15 protein-coding genes are annotated in these 12,972 nt (G+C 62.8%); 3 read left to right on the forward strand and 12 right to left on the reverse strand.

The features are described 5' to 3' along the window. The 8 genes from ABIB29_RS17130 to ABIB29_RS17165 all read right to left on the reverse strand — a co-directional run. Positions 1–458 (reverse strand): SCO6880 family protein (locus ABIB29_RS17130; RefSeq protein WP_354174010.1); only part of this gene is annotated, 458 nt, incomplete at its 3' end. Further along, a complete protein-coding gene (locus ABIB29_RS17135; protein WP_354174011.1) occupies positions 445–1,707 on the reverse strand; it encodes a TrbL/VirB6 family protein in 1,263 nt (420 codons plus the stop codon). The genes ABIB29_RS17130 and ABIB29_RS17135, both read right to left, overlap by 14 nt. Continuing rightward, positions 1,704–2,444, reverse strand: a complete 741-nt coding sequence (locus ABIB29_RS17140; RefSeq protein WP_354174012.1) for a DUF8175 domain-containg protein — start codon at positions 2,442–2,444, stop codon at positions 1,704–1,706. Before ABIB29_RS17140 ends, ABIB29_RS17135 begins: the two co-directional genes overlap by 4 nt. Positions 2,445–2,477: 33 nt before the next feature. Beyond that, the gene (locus tag ABIB29_RS17145; protein WP_354174013.1) at positions 2,478–2,747 is read right to left on the reverse strand and encodes a hypothetical protein; all 270 of its coding nucleotides are present in this window, start codon (positions 2,745–2,747) and stop codon (positions 2,478–2,480) included. Between the two features lie 11 nt (positions 2,748–2,758). Beyond that, positions 2,759–3,370: a DUF6668 family protein gene (locus ABIB29_RS17150; protein ID WP_354174014.1), complete on the reverse strand. Its 612-nt coding sequence runs from the start codon at positions 3,368–3,370 to the stop codon at positions 2,759–2,761. A gap of 32 nt (positions 3,371–3,402) precedes the next feature. Beyond that, positions 3,403–4,860, reverse strand: a complete 1,458-nt coding sequence (locus ABIB29_RS17155; RefSeq protein ID WP_354174015.1) for a chromosome partitioning protein ParA — start codon at positions 4,858–4,860, stop codon at positions 3,403–3,405. A 42-nt stretch (positions 4,861–4,902) separates the two neighbouring features. Beyond that, on the reverse strand, positions 4,903–5,424 hold the full coding sequence (locus ABIB29_RS17160) for a hypothetical protein (RefSeq protein WP_354174016.1): 522 nt from the start codon (positions 5,422–5,424) through the stop codon (positions 4,903–4,905). Beyond that, positions 5,421–6,503 (reverse strand): CHAP domain-containing protein, encoded by a 1,083-nt coding sequence (locus ABIB29_RS17165; RefSeq protein ID WP_354174017.1) that lies wholly within the window; start codon positions 6,501–6,503, stop codon positions 5,421–5,423. Before ABIB29_RS17165 ends, ABIB29_RS17160 begins: the two co-directional genes overlap by 4 nt. A gap of 101 nt (positions 6,504–6,604) precedes the next feature. Here ABIB29_RS17165 and ABIB29_RS17170 point away from each other — a divergent pair, with 101 nt between their 5' ends. Then, entirely contained in the window at positions 6,605–6,919 is a 315-nt protein-coding gene (locus ABIB29_RS17170) for an ArsR/SmtB family transcription factor (protein WP_354174018.1), read from the forward strand. Between the two features lie 116 nt (positions 6,920–7,035). On the opposite strand, the gene ABIB29_RS17175 is transcribed toward ABIB29_RS17170, so the two are convergent. The 4 genes from ABIB29_RS17175 to ABIB29_RS17185 form a co-directional block, all read right to left on the reverse strand. After that, complete coding sequence (locus tag ABIB29_RS17175; RefSeq protein WP_253033743.1) at positions 7,036–7,443, reverse strand: hypothetical protein; 408 nt, start codon at positions 7,441–7,443, stop codon at positions 7,036–7,038. Positions 7,444–7,511: 68 nt separating this feature from the next. Further along, positions 7,512–8,678, reverse strand: coding sequence for an alpha/beta hydrolase family protein (locus ABIB29_RS19990; RefSeq protein WP_502915642.1), 1,167 nt, complete (start codon positions 8,676–8,678; stop codon positions 7,512–7,514). Further along, positions 8,663–9,649: a hypothetical protein gene (locus ABIB29_RS17180; protein ID WP_354174019.1), complete on the reverse strand. Its 987-nt coding sequence runs from the start codon at positions 9,647–9,649 to the stop codon at positions 8,663–8,665. The genes ABIB29_RS19990 and ABIB29_RS17180 overlap by 16 nt, the downstream gene beginning before the upstream one ends. Further along, on the reverse strand, positions 9,649–10,179 hold the full coding sequence (locus ABIB29_RS17185; RefSeq protein WP_354174020.1) for a hypothetical protein: 531 nt from the start codon (positions 10,177–10,179) through the stop codon (positions 9,649–9,651). Before ABIB29_RS17185 ends, ABIB29_RS17180 begins: the two co-directional genes overlap by 1 nt. Before the next feature lie 469 nt (positions 10,180–10,648). Between ABIB29_RS17185 and ABIB29_RS17190 the strand changes: the two genes are divergently transcribed. Both ABIB29_RS17190 and ABIB29_RS17195 read left to right on the forward strand, forming a co-directional pair. Continuing rightward, positions 10,649–10,882, forward strand: coding sequence for a hypothetical protein (locus tag ABIB29_RS17190; protein ID WP_354174021.1), 234 nt, complete (start codon positions 10,649–10,651; stop codon positions 10,880–10,882). Between the two features lie 193 nt (positions 10,883–11,075). Next, entirely contained in the window at positions 11,076–12,926 is a 1,851-nt protein-coding gene (locus ABIB29_RS17195) for a MarR family transcriptional regulator (RefSeq protein WP_502915645.1), read from the forward strand. The last annotated feature ends 46 nt before the right edge of the window (positions 12,927–12,972 follow it).

Genomic DNA, 12,972 nt, shown 5'->3' on the forward strand with positions numbered 1-12,972 from the left:
GGTTCGGTGGAGAAAATCACGGTGTAGTGGCTGGTGGTGGGTACATGCAGGAGGGCGAACGGGCGCTTGTAGGAGTCGGTGAATTCGTACAGGGTCGACTTCGCGGCGAGGCCGGGCAGCTGGTACATGCCCCAGACCGTCACACCGAGGGGGCCGGAACGGTAGAGATTCGTTCCGGAGGACCTGGAGAGCCGGAAGCTCATCCGGGTTCCGAACCGGTCAACAACGGACTGGCCGTGCTTGTCCTTGACCGTCAGCAACAGGGCGGCCGCCCCGGCCACGGCCAGGACTGTAAGGCCCGGGAACAGCCCTGCGATGGCAAAGCTGATGATGCCCAGCAACAACCCGGCCATGACAATGCCGGTGCCGATAGCTCCGAGGTTGCCCAGCCCGGCAGAGCGCGGGACGCGCCAGTTGCCGTAGGACGGTTCCTTGTATTCGGTATTAATTGCTGCCACTGGGGCCCTCCCCAATTGAATCCTGCGCGGTCTGTTGTGCGGCCTGAGAAACCCTGGACGCTGCTTGTGCTCCTACGGCGACGGCCATACCGGCCGGACCCGCAGCTGACGCCGCTCCCGACGCGGCACCGCCACCGGCAGCAGCTCCTGCCCCGGCTCCGGTAGTGCCTGCTGCGCCGGCCATGGCGCTGGCGGCCCCGCCCGGACCGGTGGCCCCGGGCGTCGGCTGGCCGCCGTTTCCCTTCGGGCCAGGCGTTCCATTGCTGCCCTTCGGAGATGTCCCTGACTGGTTGCTTTGTGTACTGGCCGGTGTCGGGGCGGCATTGCCCTTGCCGCTGCCGCTGCGGCCCATGGACACGGCGCCTGTGGCCATGGCCCCAACGGCGGCTCCGGCCCCTGCTCCCCCGCCGGAGGCGACGGCCCCGACCATCGGGGTGACGAAACGCATCAGCGCCGGCAAAGCGAACAGCGCGACGATCATCAACGTGAAGCCCGTGATGGAAGTGATCAATGAATCCTTCCCGCTGTTGTTACCCATGAGGAGGAATGCGACCGAGTAAACGATGGCCGCCGCAGGTTTGTAGAGGATGAACGCGATAGTCCAGCCAACTGCTTTCTGGAACCACTGCCTCCCCATCTCGGTGTTGGTGAAGGCCGCGGTGGTGGGCAGGATGCCCGCCAGGATCACCAACATGCCGCTGCGGACCACCATCAAGACGATCTGGACGAGGGAGGCAATCAGACCGATCAATCCCAGAACGATGAGGATGAACACGCCCACCCCTGTCTGGCCGGACACGACCAGGAGGCTCATCGACTCGGCAAAGCCCTTACCGTCCGTGGATCGGTCGATGATGGCTGCCGAGAAAGCATCCGCGGCGATTACCAGGATGGAGATGACCCCCAGACCAAGCCCCGAGACCAAAGCCAGCGTGATGAGGGACCGGAGCAGATCCTTCAGTGGTGCTCCGCGTTGTTCCCAGATCATCCTGATGCCACCGAGAATGACCGCGAGGACAGCAAGCGTCAGAGTCCAGACCATCAATTCGCTGTTCACCATGGAGACGATGGGACTCGGCGTTGCGCCGTCGGAGCTGGCCAGGTTCACCGTGGGCATCGACACCCAGAAGGTAGACAGTGTCGTCACCATCTGGCTCATGCCCTCCATGATGGCCTTCGCCATATTTCCCATGGCGTCATCAGCAAGCGCTGAAAGCCAGTCCCCTGCCGGGTTCCAGGTAGGCCTCATGCTCCACTCCAGGGGATGAACCCCGAGAGGTCACGGACTTGCCGAGGCTCCTCCAAAGGTGCGCCATTGTCGGCAACGACGCCCTTCCAATCCCCGTCCTGCCACAGGAGAGTCGTCCGCACCGAAGCAAGCGCTCCGGTGTCCGCCTTGAATGCCAGTTCCACAACGGCCTGATTTGCCGTGTATGAGACGTTGAATCCCGCTATTTGGATCTTCACGGCCGAGGCAGGCGCCGCAGTCGCGGGCGTCTTCATCCCTGCGTCACGGCCGGGTCCTTTGGCTGCAAGCTGCTCTGCGATAGCTCGTTCTTTGGAGGGGTCGATGCCTAACGCCCATAGGTTGACGGCCGCGTACAGCGCCCCTGTTGGTGTGTGAGCGAAGCACGACCGGATGCCCGGATCGTCCGTTTTTCCGGGGCCTATTTTCGGGTCAGTTGGTGCGGCCATTGTTCCGACGAGTTCCCACTTCGTCTTGGGTGCCGCTCCCAGCGATGACTCCGACGAGGAAGGCAGGTCACAGATACTCTTTTCTGCTGTCGCCGAAGCGCTGGGGCTGGCTGTAGCCGAGTTGCTGGATTTCGCCGGTGCCGGTGCCGGCTGGGCGGTGTCCCGTCCTTTGGGGAGCAGGAAGATGACGACGGCTGCTGCAATCAGCGCGACCACCAGCGCGGCAGCAATGATGAAACCGGGTTTGGTGAACGGATTGCTTTCGGTGGTGCTCTCTGTTGACTGGCTCATGGTGAACCTCCCGTTCTTGTTGGTGCTGGTGGTTTAGACGAAGGCGCGGACGATGCCGGCGGCGCCGGTGATGATGATGCAGCCCATCAGGACCCAGCCGAGCTTGCCGATGGCTTGGGCTCCCTCGCCGCGCTGGAGCTGGATGACCATGCCGATGCCGACGATGATGACGCCCAGGACGCCCAGGACCAGGCCGATGCCGGAGGCCCAGCTCAGGATCGTGAGCAGGCCACCTGCCTGTGCCGGGACGACCGGGGTGGGGTTGGGGATGACGCTTGCTGCAATTGCGGAGATGGAGTTCATGGTGAGACCTTTCAGTGCGTGGTGCCGGGTGTGGTGTTGCTAGCCAGGACGGCCAAGTCAGTGATGAAGCGTTGATATTCGCGGGTTGGCGGCGGGGCGAAGTCTCCATGTCGCCAGGCTTCGACCCAGGGCAGGGTCCAAAAGCGGGGTGCGCCCCCGCCGACGATGGCGGCGAAGTCCCGAAGTGCCTTGGGAGTCTTCCCCGGTGCGTCCGCCAGAATGGCGAGACCGAGCAGATCAACCGCAGGTGCCGCGCCTGATGCCCACTGCGTCAGGGCGCCTTGTGCAGCTGTCAGGCCCCGCATATCGGCGCGGCAGACCAGCAGCACCCGCGGCTTGCGGCCGTCCTGGAGAACAGGCCAGCAGTGACCGGTGACCCGTGCCCCGTCGATCAGATCAGCGATACGGCTCTCCCCGGATCCTCCATGGGCGCCGGTGACCCACAGGGCGGCGGAGCCTGCGACGGTGCGGCGGCCAAGGCGGTCTGCGGCGTCGGGTTCAACCATTCCCCTCAGCGGCTCACTGATCACGGCCGGCGCCGGAACGTGAGCTTTCGCAGCGGCGGTGTCCGCGCCGTCGGCGGTGGCCGGGCGGGTGATCCAGGGGTTCAGGGACTGCTGCATGGTTCCTCCTTTCAGAGTCTGGTGGGGGTGGTTTAGAAGCCGGCGGCGACGGCGGCCGCGGCCGCGAGCCATGCCCGCTGGGTGGCGGGCTGGAGGGCTTCGTAGCGGATGGGTCCGTTGACCAGGGCAGGATCGTAAGGAATCCGGACGACAGCACGGACGAAGGGTGCGAAGCCGTCAGCGATGCGCTGGGCCTCGTCCTTGGACCGCTTCAGGGCCTCGCCGCTCATGCTGCGCTTGGCGTCGGTGGACTCCGAGACGATGACGACGGCGTTGCGGGCCAGTTCCGCGTCGTGGCCGCCCCGGGATTCGAGGGTCTGCAGCGTCAGGCGGGCAGCTTCGGCGCGGTCCTCGATGGCGGTGACCGGGACGACGAGCTGGTTGGTGTGGTCGATCATCCGGCGCCAGTTCGCGGCCCTCGCGGTGTTGCCGGAGTCCATGACCACGAGCCGGTAATAGCGGGTGAGGACCTGGTGGGCGATGTCGACTTCCTCGGCGGTGACTTCGTGGTCGCCTTCTTCGTTTTCATCCGAGCGGAGGACGTCGAATTTGTCGGCGGTCTGGTGGTGGACGAACTTGGCGATTTCGGCGGCGTTCGTTGACGGGGAGAGTAGTTCGGTGGAGGCGTCGATCAGGTCCAGGACGCTGCGGTCGTGGGAGCCCTTTTCGGTCCGCCAGCCGAGGGTGCCCTGGGACTCGTTGTTGTCCCACGCGACCGTGGCCGCGCCGCTGTAGCGGGCGAGGATGGCCGAGAGCATGACTACGGTGGGGGTCTTGTTCGCCCCGCCCTTGCGGTTCACCACGGCGATGGTCCGGGGGCCGGGCCAGTGCTGGCTGACTGTGCAGATGTCCTCGCGTTCGGTGAGTTCTTCCTCGGAGGGGTCCATCCGGAGTCCCAGACGGGTGAGTGTTCCGCGCCAGCCCTGGGTGGCAGGTTCCAGCACCGGGGCGCTGACCAGGAATGAAGTTTCCTTCAGGCTGCGCCGCGTGGGCGCGGCTTCCTCAACAACGGCAGCTGTCTGGGGTTCCGGGGTGGCCGTCGCGGGGGCGGTCGGCCACGGCTGGGCGTCCACTGGCGATGCAGGGGCAGGAGCTGACGCCGACTCTGCAGGAGGGGCCGCGGGCTCCGGTGCGGGTGCGGGGACGGTATCAATGACGGCCGGCGCTACGGTCTCGGGCGTGAATTCCGGGGCTTCTGCCCGGCGGCGTGTCGGAGCGGGATCGTAGGAGACGGATTCGATCTTGTTGTCCGGGTGGACGATGAGTTCGCCGTGGCCTTCGGGGTCCTCGATGCGGACCCGGACGGGGCGCTGGAGGGTCTGCGCTTCGCCGACGATGAGGGCCAGGGCGTTGTTGCGGAGTTCCTGCACGGAGTTTCCGGCAGGAACGATGCGCGAGTTGCCCGCGACGACGACCTCGGCGGTGCCGTTGTCGCGGACGATGGCCCGGATGTTGGGAAAGGCCAGAACTTGCGTTGGTGTAGTACCCATGAGCTTCTTCCATACGTGTGTGGGGGTGGAGGGGTGCGGCGTTTAGGACGAGGGCGGCGTGAGCCGGTTGACCTTCCACGGGGCGTCCTTGCCGGTGCGGAGCAGCTGCACCGTGTAGGTCCCGGCGTTGGTGGGGACCGCTGCCATGACGCCGAAGCCGTTGGCTTCATCGACGCTCAGGGTGGCGGGGCCGGTGACGCGGCTGGCCGGGATGTTGGCCGGGTCGACTGCCGAGTAGTCGGCGGTGGCCTGTGGGGTCAGCCAGCGGGCGAGGTCGTTGGCCCACTCCTTTTCCTCCACCGTGGGGCGGGCGAAGTCCGCCAATGCCTTCTCTGCGACGTCGACGGCTTTGTCTTTGCTGGCCTGATCCCAGGTGATGCCGATCGTGGCCGGGATGGTGCCTCCGGGCGCCTGGGGCCCGCTGTTGGCGCTCAGTGAGACCGGCGCGGACGCTGTGGGCTTGCTGGTTGATTCCGCCGGTGCCGGTGCCGGCGTCGTGTTCGCCACCGGTGCGCAGGAAACGCAGAGCAGGGCCACGGCGAGCAGGGTCAGGGGCTTTTTCACTTCTTCTCCTCTTGGGTGGGCAGGTACAGGAAGGCCGAGGGGACAGTGTTGGCCACTGTCCGGGTGTAGTAGCTGTGGTCCGCCGGGGCCGGGAGGCCGTTGTAGCCCTCTTCGACGTAAGTCCCGTTGTCCTTGACTTCCTTGACCACGGCAACGTGGCCGAAGCTCGGGTCCGCTCCCCCGGCTCCCGGCGCGTACCAGACAACCGCGCCGACCCGGGGTGTGTTGCCGGCAGCCCAGCCCTTGGCGTCCCAGCCTGCCTTCCAGGTCAGGGCGGAGCCGAGGCCCTGCCCGTCCGGGCGGAATGAGCCGTTGAGGAACTTGAACGGTGCGCTGGTTGAACCCATCTGCTGGTTCACCCGCCACAATGCGAAGTCCACGCACTCGCGGTAGTACATGCCGAGAGGTGAGGTGCTGGCCGAGTTTGCGCCGACCTGCAGCCAGGTCGGGGAGTTCTTCCACGGGTAGTCATCCCCCGAGCCGGATTGTCTCGGGATGGCGCAGCCGCTGCCTTGCAGGGAGAACTTCGAGTTCGAGAGCCCCTGGACAAGTTTGACGGCTTCGGGCCAGTACTTCTGGTAGTGGTACGGGTCGGCGTTGCGCTGGACCTTGTTGCCGGCAATGGTCGGTTCCAACAGCTCCCAACCAGCAACGCCCTGCAGGGCCTCGATGAAGTTCGTCACGCTCGTCGTCGGGTCCATGCGGTCCGCGTAAGAGCCCCACGCGCCGTTGTCGCGCTGCTGGAACAACCCGCGTGAGTCCGGACCGGCACCGTCGCCGGCATCCAGCACCCGCAACCCCGACTCCCCCAGAGCCACCATCACGCTGATCATCTGCCCGTTGACAGACAAGTCCTGCGCCTTCCCGGCGCCCATGATCGCGGCGGCATTCTGCAGCTGCTCCTGGGTGTAACCCTCGACCGTGGTGCTGCCGTCGATGACGACGGAAACGGCAGGGCCGCAATCAGCCGCGGCCGGCTTCGCGGGGGCCAGCAGCAGGAGCAGGGAGAAGACGAGGCCGAGCAACATCACGGGTGCCGCGACTGCGGCGCCGGTGCTGAGCATCTTCGACGGCTTCATGAGGGCCGCAGAATCGGATCATTACATACTCTATTGCTTACTAATAGAGTATGGCGGCAAGAGAGGCATTGATTCTCTATTGCGTCAGGCAAGATGGATGCATGCCACGCCTGATTCGGCCAAAACTGCCACCCGAAGTTGAGTTGGGAATAAGTCTTATGGGCAACCGCGCTCGGGTAGATATCCTGCGCCGCCTGTCGATGCTCGGCCCGTCGACTATTGGACAACTGCAGACTGTGCTGGATATCAGTCGACCCAGCCTGAATCGACACCTCGATTTTCTCTCCAATGCCGGTTTGGTGCAGACTGATCCCCCGGCAGGTATGCGCCACGGCAAGGATGTCATCTATACGGTTCAATCCGATAGGATCCGAGAACTGACCCGATACTGCGCCGCCTATGTCGAAGGCATGTGACCGCAGCTGTCCCTGGACGCGGCGATCGTCCGACGGTTCACGTTGGTGGGCGGGACGGCTTATCGGGATGGGCACACGTCCACGATAGCAGGACTGAAACATGTTTCAATCATGATTCAGCCGCGTTCTGGGTCGTTGCTTTCGTAGGAGTCCACATCGTCCAAGAGCGCGTTGATCGCCTCCAGGGTCTTGATGTCGATGTCGCCAAGAGTCCGGGCCGCAATGTTCTTCAGCTTGTTCCGGCGCATCTTCTTCAGGAGCTGTAGCTCCCGCTCAATCCGCTCCGGGAGTTCACCGGATTCGTCGGTCAAGTAAGCCGGTTCCACCTTGAAGAATTTGGCCAGCGCGACCAGAGCTTCTTTGGGGACGGCTTCGGGCGACTCACCGGAACGAATTCGCCACCAGCGAGTTCGAGAAAGCTCGTAGCCGTTTTCGCGAACGCCTGCCTGGATATCGGCGAACTCATAGGGTTCTCCGCCTTCGGCCACCACGACATCCAGGAGGAGGTTCAGCTTGCGAGCCAAGGTCTCCGCCCGCTCTAGCCGATCGCGGGAACTGCCTCCGCCAACCATAGATTCAACCCCATTCAATTTCATTCGCTGTCTGCCGCAGCTTGCTCTTCGGCCCGGCCCAAAGGGAACCAATTCTCGTACCAGCGGCGAACAGCCAGATCCCACCCTACCGGGTCAAAATTCCATTCTTGTGTGTGTCCGGCACAGTCGAACTCTACGAGTTCTACCCGGTCTTTATGTGCCTGCGCGAAGCGAGCGGAGGTTTCAAAGGGAACGGACCAGTCGTTCCTATTGTGGAGGATCAGGACCGGGACGCTCAGGGCACCATGGAATCTGTCCCAGTCGGGACCGCACACTTTCAGTGGACCCTCGAGGCCGGCAAGTCTGCTGAATCCGTTAAGCGCTAGGAGCCGGGCCACGAGTGAGCCAAGAAGTTGTGGGCACCGTTGATGGCGGGCGTTTGCACGCATTACGTCTTCCCAGACTAATACCGGCGCGACCATAACGAGACCCTTGATCATTTCTGCCAATGACGACCGCTGCACGGTATTTAGAGCCAAGGTTGCTCCGAGGGACCAGCCGAACATCACGCATTCAGTTCCTCCGCGCGCCGCAACAAACCGAAGAGCTGCTTCTAGATCGAGCCACTCTGATTCCCCTAAATGTGATCGGGCGTCCCTAGAGCGAGGACCCTCACCGTCATTCCTGTATGAGACGACCAATGAGCTGAGCCTCATACGCGATGCTGTCTCAACACCACGCAACGTCTGTGCCCGGGCGCTACCTTGGCCATGGACATGAATGGCCCAGCGGTGAGTCCCCCGGTCGATCATCCACGCGGGGGCCGGGCCAAGAGTTGTCTCAACAAATATCTCAACCACGTCAGCTGCAGCGGACGATGGATCGACCGAAACAATTCCACTCCACCTGCCTCTGGACCTCAGAGACAGGTTCGCGGGCCGATGAAGGAGGCGACGTGTGACTTTGCCGTGGCAGCTGGAGATGACCGGACCGATGACGGCCGGAGGGCCGCCTACAGAAAGCTGCAGCCCGAACTGGCCCGGCGCCAGCGTGCGCTTTGTGGCTCGGAGCTCGATCGCGTCGTCGGAAATTGCCAACGGGACGATGTCATAGCGGCGCCTGTATATGGGTGACGTCGTCTGACGGGCGGCCCATGCCGCGCAGCCCAGGGCCCCTGCGGCACCAAGTAAGCCGGACCAGGCCACAGCCTTCACCGCGGACGCCATGAGAGCCGTTCGAGGTGTTCGGAGGCGGCGGCCAGTTTTGCAAGGCCCGCGGTGCCGATTCTGTCACTTGCTTGGGCGTCCCTGGCCAATGAGTCCTGGATCTCAACGATCATGCGGTGCAGTTCACTACGCCGGCGATCCGGGCGTTTCGGAACAACATCAAGGTCCAGGGTCAGCCCGGCGTTGCCGACTACTGCCTGTCCCCAGACAGGTTTCAGGCCCGCAAGTACGGAGCTGGTTCGCGCTGTTTCGAAGATTGCAGCGACTTTACGGCTCGCTGGAGGGAGGGCCATACCCGTGCAAAGAAAAACAAATGTAGCCGAATTCATCACCGCATAGATGCCGGACAGGGCGGACAATGCCTCAACCATACCGAGCACGTGAAGTGCATCGAGTAGGAGTACATCGACTACGAACAGGACTGCCGAAAGGCATCCCAATCCGACGAGCGCGAACGCTGCGGTGTAGATTCCGGTGCTCCAGGCTTTCCGAAAGCGCCAGCAGGTCAAGCCTGCATTGGCCATGACCGCGCCGATGTAGATGTACTGGCCAGCCGAATACAGGCCTGCCGCCCACTGACCTCCGTAGTCCCGCATGAACGATGTTGACGTAACAGGAGCATCGATCACGAAGAACAAAATGATCGACGATGTCACAGCGCCCAGAAGTCCGGCCTTGGCCCGTAGGTCGTAGGAGGATTTCATGCCGCTGGATGCTGGCTGCGCAGCCCGATGAATGGCCCTGGCGAGAAAATATACACCGGTCAGCAGGAGAAGGTTCGCGCCAAGGTCGGCTCGGTTCCTCCCGCCCATCCACGCGTCTGTGAGCAGGTATACAGGGTTGACATTGAGCACCATGGACACAGAAATCAGCACCGACGCCCACAGAATGCTGGTGTCTTTGCCCTGGCCGCGTGACGCGATCACGATCAGCGTCAGACTACTCATCAACGCCGCTGCGATGATTTCCATCAGCCGAAGACCTCCTCGAAGGCGCCCGGTTCGCCCGGCCCGGCCCTTAGCGCCTCTGCCATGAGATCGGCGAGGTACTCGGCAGTGGCCTCTTCCAAGGTCCGGAACTCGGTCCGCATGAGGGCGCGGCGCACAATCTCCGGAGACAGACCACGAAAGCCACTTTTCAATACGGTGCCCGCACCAGGAGTTGTGTCGTGGCCTAGGACCATGTGAGCCAGCTCGTGAAGAATGAACTGCTGACGCTGCAGGTCCCAGAGCGTGGGGGGATGAAACACCCACTCGATCTTCGCCCCCGGCAGCCATAGACCGCAGATGGATGTGCCTATCAGCTTCTCGGTGGCACGGATCCGGATCCGTTTGCCGCGGATGTCTTCGATGACGCTTAGAAGCAGACTCAGAGTCAGGCCGCCTGGTAGTTTCAACGCCGCGAATGCACTGGATGCATCGCGGAAGGCCTGTTCAGACGTAGTTACAGGCAGGGAACGCAGAGCTTGCGTCACAGCGAAATGACCCTTCAATGGCTTCAATGGGGATAGGCTAGGTTGAAACATGTTTCAAACATGCTCTGAGTTGATTTGGTGTTCAGCATATCCCGGGCAGAACGGCCCCAACCCTATCAAGGGGTCATGGAACTGCTGGTCATCGCTAAGGGAAGGAAGGCAGTCCGAGCCGTGATATTCGCTCCACCCCCAACCTGCTTCTGAATACAGCAGCTCCGATGGCGATCCATGCTTCGTCTACGCAGCAGAAGAAGCGAATCATGGCGCCGCGCCAAGGAAAGATAGGGTTTCAGGGCGGTCCCGCAGAGCCTGACATGTGTGCGGCGCGACACGCGGGGTCGTTTTCTGTAAACACATCCCCGGATGTCGCTGAAAGCAATGCTAATTTCGATTCAGTCGATAGCTGTAAACAGAAACCTCCACAGCGGTCGACTCTAGGTAGCACCAGATGAAGCAGCCACAACCGCAGGTTGTGCGAGATTCAAAGGACATGACGATGAGCGCAGTAATCAATCGTGGAGGCGGACGTCCCAGCAAGGGCCTCCGCAAATACATTGGCTTCCGCACGCCGGCTAAGACCGCGGAGGACGTTCAGATGATCGCTGCCGCCAAAGGCATGACTGTCACCGACTACGTTTCCTCTGCCGTCGACCGCTCCCTGCGCGAAGACCTGGCATTGCTAGATCGTTTCGCTCTCCAGGAGGAACTGCCCATCCGCATAGCCTCTTAACAGAAGAAGGCCCGCACTAGGCGGGCCTTCGAAGCTGAAGATCCACGATCCGGGAAGCTTGCCGGCGAACAGATCGTAGATCGGATGGAAGACCTTCACAGGCCTTCATTTGTGTTGCAAAACCGATCCTGGAAGATCGGCCCTTAGTCATTCCCTCGACAGGAATATCATCATCGTACAACAGCACGCCCGCGTGCTGCCAGCCACATACTGCGCTGGCGTGTCGCCCGGGCCATCCTCTACGCACAGCCCAGCTCAGGCATGGGGTGCCTTGGCGCCTCTTCTCGCAGGTCAGCCCCGAGTTCGCATTTCTCGAGACGCCGGCAAAACCTACCCCCAGAAGCTTGAACGCGCCCTCACTGAGGCGCTCCCTACATCCCCTGCGGCCGTCCGGATATTCGGCAAAGACGGCACCTGCGCAGCGATCTTCCTTGACTTCGACTCCTCCGTCGCCGGCGTCGACTGGGTGTTGGCCGACGTGCGCGCACTCCAGACGTGGTTGCACAACTGTGGGGCTCGGTGGATTGAGGATTACTCCCCCAACGGCGGCCGCCACGTTTACATCCCACTCGCGCAGCGGGTTACCTTTTCTGAGGCGCGGGATCTTGTCGAGGCGCTGGGCACCCGGTACCGGTCCCTAGACAAGACCCCGCACCAGAACCTCCTCCATGGCTGCATGCGCACTCCCGGCTCCCCGCACAAGAGGGGTGGCTACCAGGAACTGGCCATGAGCCTGTCGATGGCCTACGACATTGCCCGCCGGCCCAACAGCGCAGCGGTGTGGACCGCCATGAACGCTGACCTGACAGGGGAGATCGGCGCCGTCAGGACGCTACGCCTGGAGCAAACCTTCACGCCGGCGTCCGCCGAGGCCCCGAAACTTCAGCACCCTGCCGGCAGGATGTCCCGGGTGATGCAGCTGATGGCACAAACGGGGCTCTATGACTCGAACCGCTACGCTTCCGACTCGGATGCCCGCCAGGCGATCATCACCGGTGCCGCGGCCGCCGGCCTGGAACTGACTGATGTGGAACGCAGGATGATGCAGGGAACCTGGCCAGGCCTTGCCTCTTTCTACGCCCGCTATGCCTCCCGGCACCGCGTCCCTGCCCTGCGCAGGGACTGGCTGAATGCGGTCAGGTACCTAAGCAAAGACCCAGGATCCAGGGCCGGAAAGAACAATGCCCGTATATCCCCCACAAGCCAGCCAAATACACAGCCCCCAGCTATACAAGGAAAGTTGATTTCGACGAATCCCGATACTGAGCACCGGTTCATTCGAACCTGGCGAAATGCGGTCAGGCTGAAAGAGCATGTGTACGCAGATTCAAGGACAGGGCTGGCGAGAAGGATGGTCTTGAGGTCCTTGGGGGAAGCTGCACACATGACGGCGTCCCGGTTCGTTGAATTCGGTGTCCGCTCGATTGCGGTTGCAACAGGGCTGGATCACACGACCGTCGGGGGGCATTTGAGAGCCTTGCGCGGCGAAAATGATCCCCTGGTGACCTTGGTGGAGCAGGGGCGCGGCACCAAGGGGGACCTCTACATGCTGACCGTTCCGGAGGAGATGAAGACGGCGGCCGAGGATCTTACCTGGCGGAAGGGGAAGATCCATGCCCTGCGTCCGGTGTTCCGGGAACTTGGCCTGCCGGCTGCCTTCGTTTACGAGGAGCTGGAGCACTCCCCCGGCCTGTCGACGGCGGAGATCGTGACGCTGACCAGGCTCTCCCGGACAGCCGTCAGTGAAGCACTCGAGGTGATGGCCGCGTGGAACATGATCGCCCGCGACACCACACGGGCCTGGTCCGTGGTGGCGACGACGTCTTTGAAAGAACTTGCCGAACACTTCGGAGTGGTGGAAGCCGTCGCGGCGCAGCTGCAGCGCTATCGGATCGAACGGATCCTCTGGAAGGAATGGCTGTCCAAGAACGTCAACACCGTCTCGGAGCTCCTCTCCCCCGGCGATGACTACCCATGGGAGGCATTTGAAGGCCCACCGGATGAATGGGCCCTCACAGATATGGCGTTCACCAGGGTCGGGTAGGTTCAGCGCCCGAGAGGCGCCTTCGTACTTTCATGCATGCATGAAA

The organism is Arthrobacter sp. UYEF36 (genome assembly GCF_040547025.1).
Taxonomy (GTDB): domain Bacteria; phylum Actinomycetota; class Actinomycetes; order Actinomycetales; family Micrococcaceae; genus Arthrobacter.

Coding starts and splice junctions, on each gene's coding strand:
- ABIB29_RS17135 (WP_354174011.1), bottom strand. CDS start 1,707: ATGAGGCCTACCTGGAACCCGGCAGGGGACTGGCTTTCAGCGCTTGCT.
- ABIB29_RS17140 (WP_354174012.1), bottom strand. CDS start 2,444: ATGAGCCAGTCAACAGAGAGCACCACCGAAAGCAATCCGTTCACCAAA.
- ABIB29_RS17145 (WP_354174013.1), bottom strand. CDS start 2,747: ATGAACTCCATCTCCGCAATTGCAGCAAGCGTCATCCCCAACCCCACC.
- ABIB29_RS17150 (WP_354174014.1), bottom strand. CDS start 3,370: ATGCAGCAGTCCCTGAACCCCTGGATCACCCGCCCGGCCACCGCCGAC.
- ABIB29_RS17155 (WP_354174015.1), bottom strand. CDS start 4,860: ATGGGTACTACACCAACGCAAGTTCTGGCCTTTCCCAACATCCGGGCC.
- ABIB29_RS17165 (WP_354174017.1), bottom strand. CDS start 6,503: ATGAAGCCGTCGAAGATGCTCAGCACCGGCGCCGCAGTCGCGGCACCC.
- ABIB29_RS17170 (WP_354174018.1), top strand. CDS start 6,605: ATGCCACGCCTGATTCGGCCAAAACTGCCACCCGAAGTTGAGTTGGGA.
- ABIB29_RS19990 (WP_502915642.1), bottom strand. CDS start 8,678: ATGGCGTCCGCGGTGAAGGCTGTGGCCTGGTCCGGCTTACTTGGTGCC.
- ABIB29_RS17180 (WP_354174019.1), bottom strand. CDS start 9,649: ATGGAAATCATCGCAGCGGCGTTGATGAGTAGTCTGACGCTGATCGTG.
- ABIB29_RS17190 (WP_354174021.1), top strand. CDS start 10,649: ATGAGCGCAGTAATCAATCGTGGAGGCGGACGTCCCAGCAAGGGCCTC.